We start from the raw sequence: 21,460 nt of genomic DNA, 5'->3' as shown, positions 1-21,460 counted from the left end.
CGTCATCACGCAAGCCACGTCCCCAGGGGCGCTTCGGAGGGAGGAGCCGATCTTGCTGGACCTGACAAACATTCGCGCCGAGCTTGAGGCTCATTACGACCTGTCGCCCTCGGTCGAGCTGGCGCAGCAGATGTCGGACATCCATGCCCGCATGGACCGCGTGATGCCCTTTCCGGACTGGGCCGTGGCCGCGCCCTATGTCGCCGCGATCAACCGGCTCAAGGCCCAGCGCGGCGCCGTGATCCTGGCGCATAACTACATGACGCCCGACATCTATCACGGCATCGCCGACGTGGTGGGCGACAGCCTGCAGCTGGCCATCGAGGCGACGCGGGTCGAGGCCGAGGTGATCGTGCAATGCGGCGTGCATTTCATGGCCGAAACCTCGAAGATCCTGAACCCTTCCAAGACCGTCCTGATGCCCGACATGGAGGCCGGCTGTTCGCTGGCCGAATCCATCACGGCGGAAGGGGTCGCCCAGATGCGGGCGCAATATCCCGGCGCGATGGTCGTCAGCTATGTCAACACCACGGCCGAGGTGAAGGCCGCCTCGGACATCTGCTGCACCTCGTCCAATGCCGCGCAGATCGTGGCGGCGATGCCCGGCGACACGGTGATCATGACGCCCGACAAGTGGCTGGCCCAGAACGTGGCAGCCCAGGTGCCGCAGAAGCGGATCGTATGGTGGGACGGGGCCTGCATCGTGCATGAACGCTTTACCCCCCAGGACCTGCGCGACTTCCGCGAGTGGCATCCCGGGCTGAAGATCATCGCCCATCCCGAATGCCCCCCGGACGTCGTGGCCGAGGCGGATTTCGCCGGGTCGACCAAGCACATCATCGACTGGGTGGGCGACCACCGGCCGGCCAAGGCGATGCTGGTGACCGAATGCTCGATGGCCTCGAACATCTCGGATGCGCATCCAGAGGTCGAGTTCCTGGGCCCCTGCAACATGTGCCCCTACATGAAGAAGATCACGCTGGAGAAGGTGCTGTGGTCGCTGCATTCGATGACCGGCGCGGTCGAGGTCAACGCGGCGGTCGCCGACCGCGCGCGGCTGGCGGTGCAGCGGATGATCGACCTGTCGCGGCAGCTGGCGGGCTGACCGGATGATCCCGACCGACCGCGTGGTGATCGTCGGCGCGGGTCTGGGGGCGCTTTACGCGGCCCTGGTGATGGCGCCGCGGCCGGTGCTGATGATCTCTCCCGATCCGCTTGGCCAGGGGGCCAGCTCGGCCTGGGCGCAGGGGGGCGTGGCGGCGGCCATGGACCCGGCCGACAGCCCGGACGCCCATGCCGCCGACACGGTAAGCGCCGGTGCCGGCACGGTCGACCCGGAGGTGGCTCGGCTGGTCACGGCCGAGGCGCGGGCCCATATCCTGTCGCTGACGACGCTCGGCACGCCCTTCGACCGCGATCCCGCCGGGGGTTACGTGCTGTCGCGCGAGGCCGCCCACAGCTTTGCCCGCGTGGTGCGCGTCAAGGGCGACCAGGCCGGGGCCGAGATCATGCGCGCGCTGGTCGCGGCGGTGCGCGCCGCGCCCTCGGTCCAGGTGCTGGAAGGATTCGTTGCGACCGCGCTGCTGGTCGAGGGGGGCCGCGTCACGGGCATCCACCTGGCGCGGGCCTCGGGGTCGCAGCCTGTGGCGATCCGGGCGCCGGCGGTCCTGATCGCGGGCGGCGGTTCGGGCGGGCTGTATTCGGTCACGACAAACCCGCCGCGCATCCGCGGCGAGGCGATCGGCATGGCGGCCCGCGCGGGCGCGGTCATCGCGGATGCGGAATTCGTGCAGTTCCACCCCACCGCCATCGCCAGCGGCGAGGACCCCGCCCCCCTGGCGACCGAAGCACTGCGGGGCGAGGGCGCCCTGCTGGTGAACGCCGCCGGCCAGCACTTCATGACCGCCCTGCATCCCGATGCGGAACTGGCGCCGCGCGACATCGTGGCCCGCGGCGTCTATGCCGAATGGCGGGCCGGGCGCGTGCCGGCGCTGGACTGCCGCGCCGCCCTGGGCGCGCGCATCCTGACGCAGTTTCCGGCCGTCGCCGCGGCCTGCGTCCGCGCCGGCATCGACCCTGTCCGCCAGCCGATCCCCGTCGCCGCGGCCGCGCATTACCACATGGGCGGCATTGAGACCGATCTGGACGGGCGCAGCAGCCTGACGGGCCTCTGGGCCTGCGGAGAGGCGGCCTCGACAGGGCTGCACGGGGCCAACCGCCTGGCCTCGAACGGCCTGCTGGAGGCGCTGGTCTTTGCCCGGCGCGCGGCCCTATCGATCGGCGCCGGTCCCGCGGCCGCGCCGCCCGTGATCCTGCCCGACCTGCCCCCCGCGCCCCTGCCCGACCCGGCGCTGGTCGCGCGCCTGCGGGAGGCGATGACGGCAGGTGCGGGCGTCCTGCGCGACGCCGCTGGGTTGCAGGCCGCCCTGCGCGTCGTCGCGGAGGTCGAGGCGGGCCAGCCGGACTGCCCGCAGCTGCAGAACATGACTGCCACCGCCACGCTGATCTGCGCGGCAGCCCTGCTGCGCCGCGAAAGCCGGGGTGCCCATGCCCGCACCGATCACCCCGACACCGTCGCGCCGCGCCGCAGCCGCATGACCCTGTCCCAGGCGCTTGCCTTGCGCCCCGCCCCCGAACCGGAGCCGCTATGACCGCCCTGCCCGACCTGATCCTGGAACCCCTTGTCCGCGCCGCCCTGATCGAGGATCTGGGCAGCAATGGCGACATCACCACCCGCACGGTGATCCCGGCGGGCACGCGCTATGCCGCCCGGATATGCGCGCGCGAGGCCGGAGTCGCGTCAGGCATGCAACTGGCGGAGCTGGCCTTCCGGCTGGTCGACCCGGCGCTGCGGCTGGAGGTGCTGGTGCCCGATGGCACCGCCTTTGCCGCAGGCGACGTACTGGCACGGATCGAAGGCTCTGCCGCCGCGATCCTGTCGGCCGAGCGGGTGGCGCTGAATTTCGCGGGTCGCCTGTCGGGCATCGCCACGATGACGGCGGCCTATGTGGCCGAGACGCGCGGCACCCAGGCGCGCATCACCTGCACGCGCAAGACGACGCCGGGCCTGCGGCTGGTGGAAAAGCAGGCCGTGCTGCATGGCGGCGGTTTCAATCACCGGGTGTCGCTGTCGGATGCGATCCTGATCAAGGACAACCATATCGCGGCCGCCGGGGGCATCCGGCCGGTCCTGCAGGCGGTCAGGGCGCGCGCGTCGCACATGATGCGGGTCGAGATCGAGGTGGATCGCCTGGACCAGCTGGCCGAGGTGCTGGACGAGGGCGGCGCCGATGTCGTGCTGCTGGACAACATGGACAGCGACAGCCTGCGCCGCGCCGTCGGGATGGCGGGCGGCGCGGTCGTTCTGGAGGCCTCGGGCAACATGCGGCTGGAGCGGATTGCCGAGGTCGCGGCGACGGGGGTCGCCTATATCTCGGTCGGCGCGCTGACCCATTCGGTGCGGGTCCTGGACCTGGGCCTCGACTTCTGACGCAGGGGCAGCTTGCGCGCCTGCCCCGCAAGGACATGCCGGCATCAGCTTGGCAATGAGATCAGACGCGCCTGCCTCCACGGCAGGCAGATCCCCCCATACTGAACCGCCGACCGGGGTGCTGACCTGCCCCGCGATGGCCGCCAGGGCCAGCCGCGGAACAGGCGCGCGCGCCGCCTCTCAGGATGCGGGCATCACGGTGATGTCGGTCAGATTGCCGTCGACACCTTCCAGCATCCCCACCTCGGTCGCCGTTCCGGTCTCCAGATCGACGGTGTAGATCATCCCGCCCGCGACCAGCCAGGCCGTGTTGGTTCCGTCCTCGGTGATCTGGATGTCAAAGGCGGGGGTGGTGCCGGTCATCTCGATGCCCAACTTGCCGATCGCGGCCAGCGTGCCGTCATTTGGCGAGGTTTGGCGGATCAGTGCACCGATGGTGGCGTCGATGTCGTACATCGCGGTCTCCTCGGGCTGGCCAAAGGAGTTGGTATAGGCCGCCGCCGCGATGGCCGGAGCCTCGCCCGCATGCATGTCCTCGGCCTCATAGGCCAGCGCGCCGTCCACGGTCACTTCCCCCGTGTCGACATTGACCCGGTGGTTCGTGGTCCCGGTCATCAGGCGCAGCCGGTCGGCCATCGGGTTGAAGTCGACGACGACCGGCATGTCGGCCATCGGCAGCGGGCTGTCCATGACCGACAGCTCGGCGGCCTCGCCCGATGCCGGATCGATCGTGACGATGCGGTTGTCGGCGGTGACCCCCACCAGCGTCCGGTTGGCGGGGCGATAGTCGATGCCCACCAGACGCTCGACCCCGCTGACGGGCATGGTCGTGACCTCGGCCGGCGCTTGGCTGTCGAACATCACCAGTTGGGTGCCGTCGAGCAGGCCGACCATCGGGGTGGCAGCGGCGGTCCCGGTCGAGATGCCCAGGGTCAGGGCGACGGCGGTGGCGGTGCGGAGATGGGTCATGTTGATGGTCCTCATTGTGTTCGCGGGCGGCGTCAGGCCGCCCCTTGCCACTTGGAGACACGGCGGGCGCGTTTTTGGATGCAGCATGGCGAAAAAAACTTTGGCCGGACCCCAAGGCACTGGCAGGCCCACGCGACGGCTGGACCCGGAGCGATCCTGCATGCCATCGTGGCGCGGGACATGGTGGAGGCACAGGCACATGAACATTTCCGCCGCTGCGGCGACGGAGGCGCCTGTCGACCTGGCCGACGCGCTGCACCGATGCGCCAAGGGCGAGCACGAGGCGCTGCGCCTGATCCTGGAAACCGAGGGCGGGCGGCTTCTGGGCGTGGCGCACCGGATGCTGCAGCGGCGCGACCTGGCCGAGGAGGCGGTGCAGGACAGCATGGTCCAGATCTGGCGCAAGGCCCACCAGTTCCACCGCGGCGACGGATCGGCCCGCGGCTGGATCTTTGCCGTCCTGCGCAACCGCTGCCTGAACATCCTGCGCGACGGCCGGCGGCTGGAAAGCCTGTCCCCGGAGGACCTGACGGCCATGCAGGACGCACGCCTGTCGGCGGCGGGAACCGGGCTTGATCGCTTGGGGGACCGGGTGGCGCTGAAGGATTGCCTTGTCGGGCTTGAACCACAGACGCGGCGGGCCATCCTGCTGGCCTATGTCGGCGGCTTCACGCATGGCGAGATCGCGGCCATCCAGTCGGTGCCCCTCGGCACCTGCAAGTCGTGGATCCGCCGCGGCCTGGACCTGCTGCGGAGGTGCCTGTCATGACTGACGACCTTGACGCCCGCGCCGATGCCTTTGTTCTGGGCCTGACGGACCAGCGGACCGAGGCTGAACTGGAAGCGCGGCTGGATCATGACCGTGCCTGGGCGGCCGCCGTTGCCCGCGCACGCGACCGGCTGCTGCCGCTGGACATGACCGCCCCCGAAATGCCGGCCCCGCTGTCCCTGTGGGAGGCTGTCCTGCCCCAGCTGGATGCGCCCCTGTCCAGGCCGCCCCTGTCCAGGCCCGCGCTGACGCCGGTGGCCGCCAATGACCCCGGGCCGCTCCGTCGCTGGCTGCCGGCAGGCCTCGCCGCCGCGGTCGGCATCCTGGCGGGGATCGTGCTGGGCGGGAACTGGCGGGTGCCCGACCCGGTGGTAGTCGCCGTCCTGCTGGACGATGCCGGTCGTCCCACCGCGGTCGTCGAGGATTTCGGCCAGGCCGATGCGCGCATCCGGTTCGTGGCAGGCATCGATGTTCCCGCAGGCCGGCAGATGCAGGTCTGGACATTGCCGTCGGTGGATATGGGGCCGGTCTCGCTCGGCCTGCTGTCCGGAAGCAGGGCGACCCTTCTGGACACGCCCCCCCTGCCCACGCCCCTGGACGGCCAGCTTTACGAGATCACCCTGGAGCCTCTGGGCGGCTCTCCGACCGGGCGTCCCACGGGCGAGATCCTGGCCAAGGGGCTGGCCGCCCGCCAGGACGAGGTCTAGCGCGGCCGCCAGCAAACACCTTGGGTCGGGGCGCTCTCCAGATAGCGGAACCCTGGCCGGGCATGCGGTGTCAGGTCCAGGTGCCGGTGCGCCCAGGTCGTCGGGTTGCAGGCGGATCGCGGATCGCGGATCGTATTCGGCGTCGTCCGGTGGGCGACAGGATGATGTTTTTCTGACATGATGCGCGAAATCGAGCTGGCATGATCCGGACCGGTGGCGGGCCCGGATCGCCGCAGGAGGCTGTCATGGGTCCCAGGAACACAATCTGCATCTGGTACGACCGCGAGGCAGAGGCTGCGGCGCGGTTCTATGCCTCGGTCTTTCCCGACAGCGCGGTGCAGGCTGTTCACCACGCGCCGTTGGACAATCCCAGCAGCAGGCAGGGCGAGGTTCTGGTTGTCCGCTTCACCGTTTGCGGCGTTGCCTGCATCGGCCTGAACGGCGGGCCGATCTTTCCGCAGAGCGAGGCCTTTTCGTTCCAGATCGCCACCGACACGCAGGAAGAGACGGACCGCTACTGGGACGCCATCGTCGGCAATGGCGGGCAGGAAAACGAATGCGGATGGTGCAAGGATCGGTGGGGGGTGAACTGGCAGATCACCCCGCGCACGCTGACCGAGGCGCTGGCTGTGGGCGGTGCCGAGGCACGGCACGCCTTTGCCGCCATGATGACGATGCGCAAGATCGACGTCGCGGCCATCGATGCCGCACGCCGCCAAGGCCATTGAAAGGAAGCAGGATGACCGAACCCATCAGGATCGAGACGGTCGTGGCCGCGAGGCCCCAAGCGGCATGGGCCGCCTATACGTCGCCACAGGCCATCATGGCGTGGAACCAGGCCTCGCCGGACTGGCACTGCCCGGCCGCTTCGGTCGATCTGCGTCCGGGTGGCCGGCATCACGCACGGATGGAGGCGCGCGACGGATCCTTCGGCTTCGACTTCGAGGCGACCTACGAGGAGGTGGATGCGCCCTCGGCCCTCACCCTGCGCCTCGCCGATGGCCGGAGCGCCCGCACGACCTTCGTCGAGGAAGGCGACGGCACCCGGGTGACCACGATCTTCGATCCCGAGACCCAGAACCCGGTCGAGATGCAGCGCGACGGCTGGCAGGCGATCCTGGACAGCTATGCAAGCTTCTTGGCCCGCTCCGGGTAAGGTGATGGCCTGACGCCTCGCCCCTGGTCCTGATTGCGAAGGCCATTCCGTTCGATCCTGCTTCCGAGTGCCGGAGACGACAAGGCGGCAAGAAGGTCGAAGCGGCAGGTCTGACAGGATGGGAAACCCGCCATCAGGGCGGATCTGTCCCGCCCCTCGCGCGGCATTTGCGCCACAGGTTCACCAACGGGCAAAGGAAGCTGTTGAACCTTACTGTTTCTATCTGTTAATCGCGCCCCGACACGTCCCTCACCAGCAAGCCACGGATCAAGGTCCCGCGCCAGCCGACCCTTCGCACCCTGATCCGGAGCCCGTCGATGCGCCCCTGTCCCTCCCCTCTTCGCCCGCTTCTGCTTGGCGTCGCCTTTGCGGCGATCAGCCCGGCCGCCCTTCTTGCGCAGCAGACGGCCCCCATCGTCCTGGACGAGATCACGCTGCAGGCCGCGACCGCGACCGGCACCATCGCCGCACCGGCGCAGCCCTATGCCGGCGGCCAGGTCTCGACCCAGACCCGGCTGGGGGCGCTTGGCGATGTGGACGTGCAATCCGCGCCCTTTCGTGCGACCGCCTATACCGAGGAGCTGATCCGCAACCAGCAGGCCCGGACCCTGGCGGATGTCACGCGCAACGACCCTTCGGTGCGCCAGGACGCGCCGGCCTTCAGCGAGCGCGACTCGTTCTTCATCCGCGGCTTTTCCGTGCCGAACCTCGACACGCTTTATGACGGGCTGCCCTATATCGCCAACCCGCGCCGCAGCGCGCTGGAGGGGATCGGCCGCGTCGACCTGCTGATGGGGCCGACGGCGCTGGCCAATGGCGGCGTGGGCCGCGTGGGCGGCACGATCAACATGATCCCGAAGCGCGCCGAGGACCAGGACCTGACCCGCGTCACCACAGGCATCGCGTCGGACAGCCAGCTCTGGACCCATGTCGACCTGGGCCGCCGCTTTGGCCCCCGCAAGGAATGGGGCGTGCGCGGCAACCTGTCCTGGCGCGGCGGTGACACGGCCCTGGACAACAACAACGCCGAGGTCGGCGTGGCGGCCTTGGGGCTGGACTATCGCGGTGACGCGCTGCGCGCGACGCTGGACCTGAACGCGTCCAAGCAGGACCTGGACGCGCCGACATCACTCTTCAATGCGGCGGCGCCGGGCGTGCCGATCCCGGATGCTCCGGATGGCGACATCAACACCGCCAACCCCTTCGAATTCCACGACAGCACGCATCGCATGATCGCAGGTCGGGTCGAATACGACCTTGCCCCGGCGACGACGGTCTATGGCGCCTTCGGGGCCAGCCGCTACCGCGAGGATTTCCTGACCTCGAACTATACGATCACTGCGCCGAACGGGGATGCGATCAACGAGCTGGGCTTCAACCCGCAGGAGATCGAGGGCCGCGCCGCCGAGATCGGGCTGCGGACCGAGGCCACGACCGGCCCGGTGCGCCATCGCATCACCCTGTCGGCTGCCTATGCGCTGAACCGAAACAACCGCGGCGAATTCAACCCGCGCCTGCTGGGCTTCCCGGTTGCGGGCACGAATATCTATGATCCCGTCTTCCTGCCGGCAGCGCCGGACCTGTCGGGCCTGCCGCGCGCGGATGGGCTGATCCCCTTTGCGGACCTGCGCAGCCGGTCGGTCGCGCTGTCGGACACGATGTCGCTGGACGATGACCGGGTGCAGCTGACCTTCGGCGGCCGCTGGCAGGAGATCCGCACCCGCGGGTTCAACACGCGTCCGGGCATTCCCGACTTTCCGGTGGGCGCGCAGAACTATCTCTACGAGGACAGCGCCTTCACCCCGGCCATCGCGGCGTCGTGGCGCATTCGCGACGGGCTGACCGTCTATGGCAACTATGTCGAGGCGCTGACCGAGGGGCCGATGGCGCCCTCCGTCGCCGAGAACGCGGGCGAGCTGTTCCCCGCCGTGGTGAACCGCCAGCGCGAGGTCGGCCTGAAATATGACCTGGGCACCGTGACCCTGGGCGCGAGCCTCTTCGAGATCCGCCAGCCCAATGGCATCACCGATCCGGCCAGCAACGTCTTCTCGCTCTCGGGGCAGCAGCGCAATCGCGGGCTGGAACTGTCGGCGGCCGGTGCACCGATGGAGGGCCTGCGCATCCTGGGCGGCATCACGCTGATGGATGCGGAACTGCGCCGCACCCAGGACGGGGCTTTCGACGGCAATGACGTGCCCGGCGTGCCGCGGACGGCCGCCAGCCTCTATGCGGAATACGACCTCCCCTCGGTTCAGGGCCTGACGCTCAACGGTCGCGTGATGCATGGCGGCTCGACCTGGTATGACCAGGAGAACACGCAGAAGGTCTCGGGCTGGACGCGCCTGGATCTGGGCGCCCGCTACGCCGTCGAGGCGCAGGGCCGCGAGATCGAGCTGCGCGCCAATATCGAGAACGTCCTGGACGAGAACTATTGGGCCAGCTCGGCTCGCCGCTTCCTGGCGGCAGGCGCGCCACGCACCTACGCCGTCTCGGCCTCGATGAAGTTCTGAAGGTCTTGGCTGTTTATCAATCGCATCCTGGCGGCCACGTGCCGCCGGGATCTGCTGATGACGATGAAGGCATCTGACTGGTCCGCCTGCCATCCGGCCGGCGGACCAAACATCGACCTTGGTGGCCCTGTGCGTCAGCCTCCACGGAGACATCCTTTTCCTTCCACGCGAAGGCGGATGCAGCGCACGGTCCAGCAGAGAAATCCTCCTTCAGCCTCGACCGCCGTCAGGATGCTGGTGATCTGGTGCCTGTCGTCCCTCCTGATGCGCAACATGCAATCCGCGGCGATTGTCCGGCCTCCTCAAAAGCTGCATGACGTCATGGTCGCTCGCAACAAGAACACCTGTCCTTGACCGCTCATACCGCACTGCATGAGGGGTAGATCAGCGTGGCCAGTCGACATTCTGCTGCCTGTTCACAAGAGGTTGCAAAGCCATAGCCCGAAGCTCCCGAGCAGCAGGCGCAACCAAGGCGGACAGCAATACCACAGGCCGATCTGGCTGGTGAACTGGAAACGGCTGGATGACGCGGGGCGGGAACATTGTTCGTGCCTGCGGGTTCCGGGGCCTGTGTTCGTCCCTAGAGACGCTGTGGCCTCAGCCATAGGGGCGCAGGATGTCTTTCTGGAGAGGGCGTGCGATGCCCCCACGGTGGCTGGGCAGGCGCTGGCCGCCGTTCAGCCCCAGCTTGGAAGAAGAGTTGCGCATGGCTGCGTCATTGCCGACAGGATCGCCGCGGCAACGTGGCGTGATGTTCAACGCGCCGCCCCGCAGGGCGGGGCGCCAATTTGAAGGATCGCGACAGTGACAGAGATCGATTTCCGCGAGGTGGTTGTCATTGGTGCCGGCTTTGCCGGGCTGGAGGTCGCCAAGGCGCTGGGCCGCGCGAAGATCGGCGTGACGGTGATCGACCGGCGCAACCACCACCTGTTCCAGCCGCTGCTTTATCAGGTGGCCACCGCTGCCCTGTCCGCAACGGATGTGGCCGAGCCGATCCGCAGGATCCTGCGCCGATACGCCTCGGTCAGGGTCATCTTTGGCGAGGTCGAGGTGATCGACACAAAGGCACGGCGGCTGCGGCTCAGTTGCGGGCACGAGATCGGGTATCGCCACCTGATCCTCGCCAGTGGGGCCAGCCACGGCTATTTCGGCCACGACGAATGGGCGCAATGGGCGCCGGGGCTGAAAACCATCGAGGACGCGCGGCACATCCGCTCGCAGATCCTGCTGGCCTTCGAGCGGGCCGAGCGAAGCGACGATCCGGCGGAGCGTCAGCGGTTGCTGGAGATTGCCATCATCGGCGGCGGACCCACGGGCGTCGAACTCGCCGGCGCGATTGCCGAACTCAGCCGCCACACGCTGCTGCGGGACTTCCGCACCATCGATCCGGGCAGCGCCCGCGTCACACTGATCGAGGCCGGCCCGCGTCTTTTGTCCGGCTTTGCCGAGGAGATGTCCGCCTATGCCAAGGCCCGGCTGCAGCGGCTGGGGGTCACCGTGCGCACCGGCGAGGCTGTCGAGGAGATCGGTCCCACCAGCATCACTGTTGCGGGTCGCAGCCAGCCGGTCGGGGTGGTGATCTGGGCTGCCGGCGTTTCGGCCTCGCCCCTGGCAAGACAGTTGGGTCCGACCGACCGCGCCGGCCGGATCGAGGTCGATGAGACGCTGTCGGTCAAGGGCCTGCCGCAGGTTTTCGCCTTGGGCGATGTGGCGCTGTTTCCGGGCCCTGACGGCCGGCCGCTGCCGGGCCTGGCGCAGGTCGCCAAGCAGCAGGGCATCCATCTGGGCCGGACCCTGGCCGTGCATCTGGGGAACGGTGCGCGGCTGGCACCCTTTCGGTACAACAGCCGCGGGAACACCGCGATCGTCGGTCGCCACGCCGCCGTTTTCGAGCAGGGCAGGTTCAACCTGAAGGGATGGCTGGCCTGGGCGACCTGGGCGATCGTCCACGTCTATCTTCTGGTGGGCTTCCAGAACCGTTTCCTTGTGTCGATGCAATGGCTCTGGCGCTACATGACCTATGAGCGCGGCGCCCGGCTGATCGCCGGCGACTTCATCGAGAACGAAAACCCGGAAAGCGCCCCCATGCCCCGGGACCGGCTGCGACAGCCGAGCAGCCCGAAGGCGGCGCCGGGCGCTCAGGAGGAGAAAGCGCGAGACAGTGACCTTCTGCGGGCCGCCGAGCCGTCGATTCGAGCTGCTGGAACGGCTGGAGAGGCTTGAGGGTGTAGCCTCCATTTCTGTGCCCCAGAAAGCTTCTCATCTGACCGCGGACCATAGTGGCGATGCAGGGCGCCCGTCATCAATGAGCCGCTTGCGCTTGCTTCCGGCTAAGGGCAGCAGATGATCGGAAGCGGTCCCAGCGGCGTGACTCAAAAAAAGAGCCACGCGCGGCTGCGTCGCGAGGCCAGCCCCTTGCTGAACTTCCCTGAGATGATGGTCATGCTGAAATGGGCTTCAGGTGACGTAACCGGTACAGGCAATCCATCAGGAACGGCGGGAGGGGATCACCTTCAATGCCCTGATCAACTCTGCCTCGACCTCACCATCTGCGACCGGATCGGCAAGAAGCTCCTTTACCGACGCTATCAGGTGTCTCATCTGGCGAATGCAAGCATCGGCCATGGCCAGCCGAGAAGCAGCCAAGGCGATATCCGCAAGCGCGCAGGGAGCATGCAGGGGCGCATTTCGATCAGCGGCCGCACACTGCGCATGCAGTCAAAGGAGCGGTTCGACATGTCCTCGAAGGTGACGCGCCGACAGACGACCGGATCGTCGCGCGTCGCTGGTTGCGCCCAAAAGCGGCGGACAAATGCCACGAGCCCGGCACGGAGCCGGTTCAGGCAGGGAGTGGCCATGTGCGGGTATCGAGCCCGGGAGATAAGGCCCAACCAAGCACCTCGACGAGCTGGTCGGACAGAAAGAGGATGTCATGAACATCTGTCCTGTTGGCATTTGGGGTGTAACAGGCGCACATTTGCGGTCTGGCTGCCTTGTTCAGCTTGCTGACTGGGCACGCGCTCATGACCGGTTCCACCCGCCACAAGGAAATCTCCGGGAGACCGGTAAGGGATGATCTGGATCTTCTTTTCATGCGCGAGAGCAGCAAGGCCCTTCAGGTCGATCTGCTGAAGGAACCACGGCCCTTGTGGGCGGATGATCTAATGGCTTTCGCCTTCGGGCTCGTCGCGCCAAGCGCCGATGTCAAGGGGGTCGTGATCCTAGGTCGTGGTGACAAAAGGGAGTCACGTCAGGCTTTGGGCGGGATTCACGCTGGTATCTGCGATGGGGACCAGCTTGGCACCTTATGTCGGACGAGGACTGGGCCTTTTTTAAGGGGATCATCCTCGCCGTCCGCGCCGCGAACGGACGCGAACCCACCAACCACCGCCTCGTTCTTGATGGCCTATTCTGGATCGCACGACCCGGGGCTCCATGGCGCGATCTACCCGGGTTCGGCGAATGGTCGAGCGTCTATCGGCAATTCCGGCGCTGGACGTTGGCCGGGCTCCGGGAGATCATCATGGCAAGCCCCGAACCAAAGTGGGGCCGTGCCAGGCAGCCTGCAAGCGACAGGGTTTCGGGCGCTCAAGAGCGTCCGGTGGGAAAACGATCCACCGGATCGTTTTCTGGACCACCTTCCATTTCACGACCAGGATCCACCTCCTCGTCAATGCGCACGGTCTGCCCATGAGGACAGAGATTACGCCGGGCCAGACATCTGACTATCTCGGCTTCGGTCTGGTCATGGCTGACAATCGGCCCAGTCCCAAAGTGCTGCTGGCAGATCGCGGATATGACGCCAACAGCATCACGGCGCGTCTGCAAGAGCGCGATGTCCTGCCGGTCATCCCGATGCGCAAGTCACGTCAAAAGCACGTGGGTAGGGACTGTTCGCTCTATCGCCTGCGCAACCTGCTCGAGCGCTGCTTCAACACGCTCAAGAACGCACGCCGCGTCGCAACACGCTACGACAAGACGGCCGAAAGCTTCTTGGGCTTCATCGACATCACGTCCATCCGACTTGGCTCCGTCATTGGTCAACATGACCTAGGCCGCCTGTACGAGGAAGTCTGGTACAATCTCACATACTGCGGTTTTGCCGGCTCGTGCCGGGGCATCCATCCCGCACCCTTTGCCTACAAGCAAGAACCGGCACGGACGCTTCAGCGTGGCGGGCATCTTCCGGACACTGTTCAAGACGGCGTTACGCCGCTGCATCGCCGTCAAAACGGTCGAAGGCAAGGATGTGGCGATCGACGCCTTGTTCATCGCAATCGACGCGAGCTGGCACCATAAGATGTGGCCCGCCGATCTATGAATATATCGTCCCTCTGACGCCCGATACGCAAATGGCCCGCGCAGCAGCCGTGGCTGGGTCGAGTGCCGGGCAGGGGGCAGCGGCGTGTTCACGATGTGCAGCACGTCCTCCCATGGCATGTTTGGGCGCAGGCGGCTTGCCCGCCGTCCGACAGCTTCAAACGCTCTCACGCTGCGAGACATACCGCTTTCTGGGCAGGAACCTTCCACCCTCGTGCTCTGATACAAAGGACACCAGTTTCTCGCGCACCTCGTTGTGCAACGTCCAAGACGTCAACGGGGTCGTCGCCCCGATCCAGACCCACAGGACGGCCACCTCACAATCCACCTCGACCATCTCGACCGTGGGAGCCTCGGTCAGGCGGGGATCCCCGTCAAGAATGTCCCCCACCCACTGCCTGACAAGATCGACATCAATACGGTAATCCACCGGCAGCTTAACGATCCTGCGGACAGCTTCGCCCTCCTTCGACCAGTTCTCGACTGCGCGGGACAGGAACTCGGCATGCGGCACGATCAGCCGGGTGTCGGTGTCCGTCCTCAGGACGGTGTGCGCGAACGCGATATCCTCGACCGTGGCCCACCGGCCATCAAAGACCACCACGTCCCCGATGCGGACCGGGTCCGAAAGGGCGATCTGGAGGCCAGCCACCATGTTCCCGAGCAGTGGCTGGGCTGCGATGGCCACAACCACGCCGATGGCACCTGCCGATGCCAGCACGGAGATGCCGAACGTCTCGAAGAGGCCTAGCCGGAGCAGAACATAACCGATGCTGACCACGGCTATCAGGACCACCGTCAGTCGCCGGACAACGTAGACGTTGGTCTTGATCCGACGGTTGTCGGGATCATCGGTCGAAAGCGGCACCACGTACCGCTCGCTCAACACAAGGGTCGCTCCGGACACCATCCTGACCAGCAGCCATGCTCCGGCCAGCAGCCCGACCACCTCTGACGCCAGGCCCAGATTGGAGGCGACCGGACCGGTCAAGGTGATGAGGCGGTCGATGACAAAGCGATAGGTCAGGGCCGCAAGAACCGTGGCCAGTGGAAAGGCCAGGCGCCTGAGCCACCCCGCCCAGTACAGGGCGACCTGCCGTGACAGCAGCCTGACACTCCTGTAAACCAGAAGCCAGAGGAGCCCGCAGATCGTCAGAAGACCTCCGACGATGAGCCACTCCCGGAGCGAGGGACGGCCGAGGGTCGCCAGGCGCTCCTCGAGTGGTACCCATCCGCTGAGCATCCCGGGCCGGCTGGCGGCATAGAGACGCGAGGTCCGTTCCACGGTGAAGGGCGAGAACAGCCAGACGGGCTCGGTGTCCTCAGCCCGGAAACGCTGTATGCTGATAGGGACCGGGCGTCCGTCAAGTTCCAGCTGCCCAAGTTCGATCGACCTTCTGCGATAGGGCGTTTCCGCAGCGTCGGTCTCCGGAACGACCCGCGCATCAGGCTGGTCCGGAATCTGCGCCCAGTCTATCAGCTGGTGGTTCAACAAGAGGAAGGCCAGCATCAGCGCAAGCGTGGGCGCCCGGCTCTCGCGTTCCTCTTCGGGGATGCTGCTGAGATTGAGGGCCTGAGCCGCGCGTGGCCCGTCGCCTGCCTCGACGGCATCAAGGAAAGCCTCCAAGGCGGCCCTGGGCGTGTTCAGCTCGAGCGGCTCATCGGCCTCGGGCAGGCCGAATCTCAGATCCTCCACCTGGAACACGAAGGGCTCGGCCGTGTCCTCTTGCTGGGCCACGGCTTGCGCTACAGCTGCCGCCCAGAGCAGCATGACAAGACAGAATTGGGAAAGAAATCTGCGCATCATCATCCTGCAAGGGCCGCACGTCATCCCGGTCCGTTCCTGCGAGTGTTGCGCCAGCATAAGCCACAGGAAGACGGGTCACAACGCGCTTGGCCGGGCCATGTTGATAGGGGGGTGGCGAAGGGCTGTGGATATTGAGGCATATCATGCTGCTCCCTGCCAAGGGACCGGCATGATCAGGGCTGCGGTGCCAAGGCCGCACGCGCCTCCCTAACCTGCCGCCTCGCCGGGTTCACATGTCGTGGCAAGCCAGCGCCTGAAGGTCCGACTTGGCAAATTTACCGGCGATGAATGGGCAAAAAAGGACCAAAATCGTGGTTTTCTCCCGTAGCTTCCACAGCCATTTCAGCAGGCGCCTATTTTTCCGAACCTTTCGTTTCGGCAAGGCGGTTGTGCCGGTGAATCCGTCGATCATGTCAGGGCGCTGAATATGCGCAAAGTACCCCCAGATGCAGGAGATTCAACGCGCCCTTGATCAGCTTCCAATGCATTGGTGGGAGTGCTGGTGACAGCGACTGGCGAGTGCTTCATCAACATTGCTGAAATCCCGGCGTCAACATCAGCACAATCCAGAGCCGCATTTCGCTGGCGCGGCAGACGCTGCAGGAGGCCTTGACGCCTGACGATCTGCGGACCATCCTGCTACCAGCGCCAGCAGATCAACCCGCATGGACGCTTTGAAATCCTGGGCTTCTTCGATAGCGCGAAGCCCCTGCTGGGGCCCTTCATCTGATGGGTGACGTCTGATTTGCCTGCGCCGGGCCGGCACGATTGGTCACCCCGTCTGCCGAGGTTTCACCTACGTCTCGGCTGAAGCGGGGAACTACCTTTGTCATTCTCCGGTTCTGCTAGAGATCACAATCGGTGAATTCCTATGCTCGTTGACGAAGACATCGCCCGCCAGGCAAGCGAAGAGCTGACCGCGGCCATCGCAGACCCGGCATTCCCTTGCCTCGGCGCGAAATCCGCAATGGCGCGGGGTACCCTCAAGACAGTGGTGTGCCAGTCGCTTGACCTTGCAGGGGAGGACGCCCGGATCCATTCGGAACTGTTGTCCTGGGTTGCCGATTACCGTCAGGACCCCTCGGGCCTGCGCAGCCTCGCGGTCGTCTTTGCCGAACCTGCCGATCTTGACGAGGAACAGTTCGAAGCGGCGATGTGGAAGCGGCTTCAGGCACTGGCCTGCATCGACGACCGGCGCCGGCAGCCCTACAATGACAGCGTCAGCGGGGATCCCGAAGATCCGCATTTCTCCCTGAGCTTTGGCGGCGAGGCGTTCTTTGTTGTCGGGCTGCATCCGCAGGCGTCACGGCCCGCCAGGCGCATGCCCCGCCCGACGCTGGTCTTCAACCTTCACGACCAGTTCGAGCGCCTGCGCGAGGAGGGCCGCTACGAACGCATGCGCGAGCGTATCCTGAGCCGCGACGAGGCCTTGGCCGGAAGTGTGAACCCGATGCTCGCCCGGTTCGGCGAGGAAAGCGAGGCCCGGCAGTACAGCGGGCGTGTCGTGGGCGACGACTGGTGCTGCCCCTTCCGCGATCCGAGGGCGTGAGATGAGCGTGCTGGAAATCCCGCCGCGCTCTGGTGTCGCATTTCGGTTGAGCGAAGGGCAGATCCTGAAGGTGATCGATCCGCAGGGAACGCAGGTGTCCGATCTGCTGGCCTTTGGCGCGGCCGATGTGCGCGAAGTCATCTCGAACGGCCGGACCTTCGATTACGAGGAGACGATCGCGCTGACGACGGGAAACCGGCTCTGGTCGAACCGCTCGCAACCGATGCTGTCGATCGTCGAGGACAGCGTGGGTCGCCATGACTTCCTGCTGACCCCCTGCAGCGAGGCGACCTTTCGCCACTTCTATCCGGGCCAGCCGGTCCACCGGGGCTGCTTTGGCAACTTGGCCGAGGCGCTCTCGCCCTTCGGCATCGAGCCTGACATGATCCCCTGCGCGTTCAACGTCTTCATGAACGTACCTGTCGCCTCTGACGGCACCCTTCGCGTGGAGCCCCCGACAAGCCGTCCCGGAGACTTCATCCGGCTTCGCGCAGAAACGGATCTGGTCATCGGGCTGACCGCCTGTTCGGCCTATGCCTCCAATGGAGGAAGCTTCAAGCCTATCCACTACGAGATCGAGCCAAGGCCCGCCTGATCATCTGTGCTTGCTTGAGTTCCGGGCAGGTGCCTTGATTGGCGTGAATGACTTTGCCGGTCTGAGGGACGAGGCTTGCTCAAAAAAAGCCACTGCTGGCGCTGGAACAGGAAAAACCCCGGGGACGCGAACCTGAAGGCCTCTGGTCTAGCAGACCTTTATCACCAACGGCTCAAAGAGCGCCATCGGTTCGGCCAGACCGCCGGAGGTTCTGGAGCCGGTTGCTGCATTCGTATTTTGTGGCAAACGGCTCAACGTGCCACAGGGGGCAGCGTCTTCCCGGGTCTACGCGGCAGCTTACAGAAGTGCTGAAACGAGCATGGCTTTGGCGGCGACTGGCACTTGCGGATCGTGTCACCAGCTTGGTGCTGCCACGGTGGACTTGGCTGACGTGAAGCTCTTGAAGCCCAACATCGGCTTTTCAGGGCGCCTGCGGGCATTGTATCCGACGCATTCTGGCCAGCCGCAGATTTGTGGAAATCGCAAGCTGTGCGATGTTGTCGCGCGGAGGGAGAACGGGGAGATCCCAGCCCTGTAGCCCAAGGAACCAAGGGCCAGGATCATTCAACGGGACAAGATGATCAACATGATGGCTCCGCTCCGCGAGGCGGACCTACTCAGGGAGGAGGCGTTGTTTGCTGCCTGCAGTCAGTAGTCTTCGCGGCTTGAGCGGTCGGCCGATCCTGAAGACGGAAAGGTGGTGACCGACACCAGATCATGAGGGCTCAGCCGGCTCTCGGCAAGATCATGTGAATTCAGCAATCTGCCGGCTTCAACTTGGGAAAGAGTGGCCTCTGACGCACCCCATTGACTGTCGGGACGCTCGTGAGGATCGCTCAGCGGGGTTGCCTGAGCAGCAACAGCGAGGAAGGACGCTGCGGCGGAGGAAGTGATGAGTTTTAACATGACAAGCTCCTGCGGTGGCGCTCTGCGCCATTAGGATGTGACGATCGAGGTGCGATTGCCGGCCGCGGAAAACGTGCTCAGGCACTATGACCAGCGATTGGCACCGGTGACGGACCTGTCTGCAGAAGGAGCGCAAAGGAGCGTGCTCAACAGAGCTTCGCAGGCGCTCCGCGGGGCGCTTCTGCATCAGGCCGATCGGCTGGGGGACTATCCACGGCGCAATGTTGCAGCCGATCTGGCAGCGCGGCCACTATCGGTGTGGAAACCTAGATGGGACAGCAAGCGAAAGATCTGCCGCGGCATCGTGACTGACACTGCGCAACCGATGTTCCTGATGTGGAGTGCCGGATCTTGGCGATGCCAGCGTCATGCAATGCGTTTTCCCACACATGACGATGCGCCGGGATCTACTACTGGAAGAGTTTCATCATCGAAGAACCCCTCTGGCAGTTAACGAGAACTGCCGAAGCCCTTGCGGCCAGCGAACCAAGATCGAAAAACAGGACTTCCAGACGACTCGGATGGACGCATGAACGGCGACGCAAGAAAGATACATCTGCGGGGGGCCTCACACAATACTCCAAACGGGCTAAGCCTCGCTGCCGGCGAGACACGGGAAGCCCATGACCAAAGGCGGCTACCTTCGTATGGGGAGTATGAGACATTGAACATGGGAGACCGGCAGAAAAGCTGCGAGCCTGCGGCCTTTCCACGCGTTGTCCAGCTCCGTTTGCCGGTCCGATCTTCAACGACAGCACTCTGGGCCGGGTCGCTGCAGCAGAAGGGTGGCGTGAGAGGAAACTGCCTGACAAAAAATCTCGCATCGTTCCGGGGTCGCCAGAAGCACTCCGCGGGGCATGTCAGAGCGCAAAACAGGCCTCTTGCGTGATGGGCTCCTGCCGAACGCACTGCGGCTATATCAGCCTGAACGCGATAGTTCCTGACGCCGCCGCCAATGCTCTTCGCAGCAGCTATGATCGACTCCCGCTTGTGGAACCGGGGCAAACCCCGCGGCTGCACATCTTCCCCATCATCCACCCTTTCGCCCACCTCCCTTGTCAGAAGCCTTGGCGATGCAGTTCCGCCGCAATCTTCGCCCGTGATGCAGCATCATGCGTGGGGAAGGCAGTGAGGTAGTCCCGGGCGCTTGCGTCGGGTCGAAGCTGAACAGCCTGGCGCCGCCACCGATCGGCCTGGGCGGCCCTGCCCGCAAGCCCGTTCGCGACCAGCGCGATCATGGCGATCAGGTGGTGGGCGCCGGGCGCCGTGGCAGCCTTGTCGGCCCAGTCAGCGGCGGCCTGATAATCCTCCTGCTGGATCAGCATCTGCGCGCGGACGCCGTGGACGCCGTAGAGCAATGGGTCGAGAGGGCTGAGATGCAGCGAAGTCTCGACACCCGCCAATGTCGCGGTCGCGTCTCCGAGAAGCATCGCGGTAAAGGCAGAGGCATAGAAGCCCTGCGCGTAGTTCGGGTTCAGGTCAGTGGCCCGCGCCAACCATCCTGCGGCAACCTTGGGCTCATCGGTCAACCAATAGGACCGTCCCATGGTGAAGTGCGCGAAGGGATCGAGGGCATCAAGCTCCAGGCTGTGCTCGGCGTGCCGACGGGCCGCGCGCGCCGCCGCCGCAGGGTCGGGGCTCAGGCGCAGGAATGCATCAAGGAAACTGGTGAAGGACAGGCCCGCATGCGCGCGTGCAAAAGAGGGGTCGGCCATCACGGCATGTTCGAAGAACGACTGCGCAAGCAGGGTGTCGGCGGAGGTGAATCGATAGAGATGTCGAAGACCCAGATGGTAATTGGCCCAGGCATCCAGTCCCTCCGGGCCGTTCTGCGCGGCGATGTTCGCCTCGTTGAACGGGATGTGGATTTCCAGTGCCGAGACAAGATCGACCACGATCCGGGCCCTCAGATCGTCGATCTCGGGAATCGGCGCGACCAGCCGATCCGCCCATTGCAGCTGACCTGAGGTCGTATCAGTGAGCTCCAGCATGACAGCGATGCTGTGGTGCTGGCTCTCGATGAACCCCGACAGCACATAACGCGCAGAGAGTGCGGCAGCCACCCCGTCCAGATCCGCCTGGGGACCATGGAAGCGGAAGGTGGAGCCGCGCGCGAGAACCGCCAGCCAGCGAAGGCGCGACAGCGCCTCGATGATCTCGTGGGGAATTGCCTCGCAAAGGAAATGAAGGTCCTGCGGCACCCTGAGGGGCGTGAAGGGCAGCACGGCGATCGAGGGGCGCCCCCCTTCATGTGCGGAATGTCCCGATTTCGCGGCACCTGCACAATGCGCCCCCCGGCACTCCACATCTGCAACGAACCGGAAACCGCGGCCATGGACGGTGCGGATCACGCGCTGGCCCACGCCATCATCGCCCACAGCCTGACGCGCCGACCTGATGCGGCTGGAAATGCTGGCATCCGAGACCGCACTGCCGTGCCAGACCGCGGCGGTCAGGTCATCCTTCGTCACCATAGAGTGGCGGTGCCGGATCAGATGGATGAGAAGGGACAGCACCTGCGGCTCAACCCGCACCGGTTCGCCGGAGCGGGTGAGTTCGAACCGCTCGGGGTCGAGCTGGATGTCTCCAAAAACCCAAGGCATGTGCCAGGATACAGCAAAAATGGCGTCCTCTGCATGATTTCTTCAGGGACCCGTCAAGCTTGGGCGCGGCCGACGGCCT

Annotated in this window: 16 protein-coding genes and 2 pseudogenes; 12 read left to right on the top strand and 6 right to left on the bottom strand. The window is 65.8% G+C overall.

What is annotated here, in order from left to right; all coding sequences use genetic code 11:
• Positions 1–52 precede the first annotated feature (52 nt).
• From nadA to nadC, 3 genes are read left to right on the top strand one after another with little or no spacing between them, the layout of a single operon-like run.
• Positions 53–1,105: a quinolinate synthase NadA gene (gene nadA, locus ACZ2G3_RS02970; protein WP_470397550.1), complete on the top strand. Its 1,053-nt coding sequence runs from the start codon at positions 53–55 to the stop codon at positions 1,103–1,105.
• A gap of 4 nt (positions 1,106–1,109) precedes the next feature.
• Complete coding sequence (locus tag ACZ2G3_RS02965) at positions 1,110–2,651, top strand: L-aspartate oxidase (protein WP_470397549.1); 1,542 nt, start codon at positions 1,110–1,112, stop codon at positions 2,649–2,651.
• Positions 2,648–3,490, top strand: a complete 843-nt coding sequence (gene nadC / locus ACZ2G3_RS02960; protein WP_470397547.1) for a carboxylating nicotinate-nucleotide diphosphorylase — start codon at positions 2,648–2,650, stop codon at positions 3,488–3,490. The genes ACZ2G3_RS02965 and nadC overlap by 4 nt, the downstream gene beginning before the upstream one ends.
• 180 nt (positions 3,491–3,670) lie before the next feature.
• Here the strand turns inward: nadC and ACZ2G3_RS02955 are convergent, their stop codons facing one another.
• Positions 3,671–4,459, bottom strand: coding sequence for a DUF4394 domain-containing protein (locus ACZ2G3_RS02955; RefSeq protein ID WP_470397545.1), 789 nt, complete (start codon positions 4,457–4,459; stop codon positions 3,671–3,673).
• Between the two features lie 199 nt (positions 4,460–4,658).
• Here ACZ2G3_RS02955 and ACZ2G3_RS02950 point away from each other — a divergent pair, with 199 nt between their 5' ends.
• From ACZ2G3_RS02950 to ACZ2G3_RS02920, 7 genes and pseudogenes are all read left to right on the top strand, one after another.
• The gene (locus tag ACZ2G3_RS02950) at positions 4,659–5,228 is read left to right on the top strand and encodes a sigma-70 family RNA polymerase sigma factor (RefSeq protein WP_470397543.1); all 570 of its coding nucleotides are present in this window, start codon (positions 4,659–4,661) and stop codon (positions 5,226–5,228) included.
• On the top strand, positions 5,225–5,935 hold the full coding sequence (locus tag ACZ2G3_RS02945; protein WP_470397541.1) for an anti-sigma factor: 711 nt from the start codon (positions 5,225–5,227) through the stop codon (positions 5,933–5,935). Before ACZ2G3_RS02950 ends, ACZ2G3_RS02945 begins: the two co-directional genes overlap by 4 nt.
• A gap of 245 nt (positions 5,936–6,180) precedes the next feature.
• Entirely contained in the window at positions 6,181–6,663 is a 483-nt protein-coding gene (locus tag ACZ2G3_RS02940) for a VOC family protein (protein ID WP_470397540.1), read from the top strand.
• An 11-nt stretch (positions 6,664–6,674) separates the two neighbouring features.
• Entirely contained in the window at positions 6,675–7,091 is a 417-nt protein-coding gene (locus ACZ2G3_RS02935; protein WP_470397539.1) for an SRPBCC domain-containing protein, read from the top strand.
• Positions 7,092–7,408: 317 nt separating this feature from the next.
• On the top strand, positions 7,409–9,601 hold the full coding sequence (locus tag ACZ2G3_RS02930; protein ID WP_470397537.1) for a TonB-dependent receptor: 2,193 nt from the start codon (positions 7,409–7,411) through the stop codon (positions 9,599–9,601).
• 804 nt (positions 9,602–10,405) lie between these two features.
• Positions 10,406–11,824 carry an NAD(P)/FAD-dependent oxidoreductase gene (locus ACZ2G3_RS02925; RefSeq protein ID WP_470397536.1) on the top strand — a complete coding sequence of 473 codons (1,419 nt, stop codon included), beginning with the start codon at positions 10,406–10,408 and terminating at the stop codon, positions 11,822–11,824.
• Between the two features lie 1,084 nt (positions 11,825–12,908).
• Positions 12,909–13,650: pseudogene (locus ACZ2G3_RS02920) on the top strand (IS5 family transposase).
• Between the two features lie 295 nt (positions 13,651–13,945).
• Here ACZ2G3_RS02920 and ACZ2G3_RS02915 read toward each other — a convergent pair.
• The 3 genes and pseudogenes from ACZ2G3_RS02915 to ACZ2G3_RS02905 all read right to left on the bottom strand — a co-directional run.
• Positions 13,946–14,056: pseudogene (locus tag ACZ2G3_RS02915) on the bottom strand (recombinase family protein); the annotation flags it as partial.
• A 22-nt stretch (positions 14,057–14,078) separates the two neighbouring features.
• A complete protein-coding gene (locus ACZ2G3_RS02910) occupies positions 14,079–15,692 on the bottom strand; it encodes a mechanosensitive ion channel family protein (RefSeq protein WP_470397534.1) in 1,614 nt (537 codons plus the stop codon).
• 265 nt (positions 15,693–15,957) lie between these two features.
• Positions 15,958–16,140, bottom strand: coding sequence for a hypothetical protein (locus tag ACZ2G3_RS02905; protein WP_470397532.1), 183 nt, complete (start codon positions 16,138–16,140; stop codon positions 15,958–15,960).
• Positions 16,141–16,599: 459 nt separating this feature from the next.
• Between ACZ2G3_RS02905 and gntA the strand changes: the two genes are divergently transcribed.
• Positions 16,600–17,277 carry a guanitoxin biosynthesis heme-dependent pre-guanitoxin N-hydroxylase GntA gene (gntA, locus tag ACZ2G3_RS02900; protein WP_470397531.1) on the top strand — a complete coding sequence of 226 codons (678 nt, stop codon included), beginning with the start codon at positions 16,600–16,602 and terminating at the stop codon, positions 17,275–17,277.
• Position 17,278: 1 nt separating this feature from the next.
• On the top strand, positions 17,279–17,872 hold the full coding sequence (locus ACZ2G3_RS02895; RefSeq protein ID WP_470397529.1) for a DUF1989 domain-containing protein: 594 nt from the start codon (positions 17,279–17,281) through the stop codon (positions 17,870–17,872).
• Positions 17,873–18,520: 648 nt separating this feature from the next.
• Here the strand turns inward: ACZ2G3_RS02895 and ACZ2G3_RS02890 are convergent.
• Together ACZ2G3_RS02890 and ACZ2G3_RS02885 are read right to left on the bottom strand one after the other, a co-directional pair.
• Positions 18,521–18,778 (bottom strand): hypothetical protein, encoded by a 258-nt coding sequence (locus tag ACZ2G3_RS02890; protein WP_470397527.1) that lies wholly within the window; start codon positions 18,776–18,778, stop codon positions 18,521–18,523.
• 1,058 nt (positions 18,779–19,836) lie between these two features.
• A complete protein-coding gene (locus ACZ2G3_RS02885; RefSeq protein ID WP_470397525.1) occupies positions 19,837–21,381 on the bottom strand; it encodes a winged helix-turn-helix domain-containing protein in 1,545 nt (514 codons plus the stop codon).
• Between the last annotated feature and the right edge of the window lie 79 nt (positions 21,382–21,460).

The sequence above is a fragment of the Paracoccus sp. KKT209 genome, from assembly GCF_055635455.1.
This window is presented reverse-complemented; position numbering and strand designations above follow the sequence as displayed.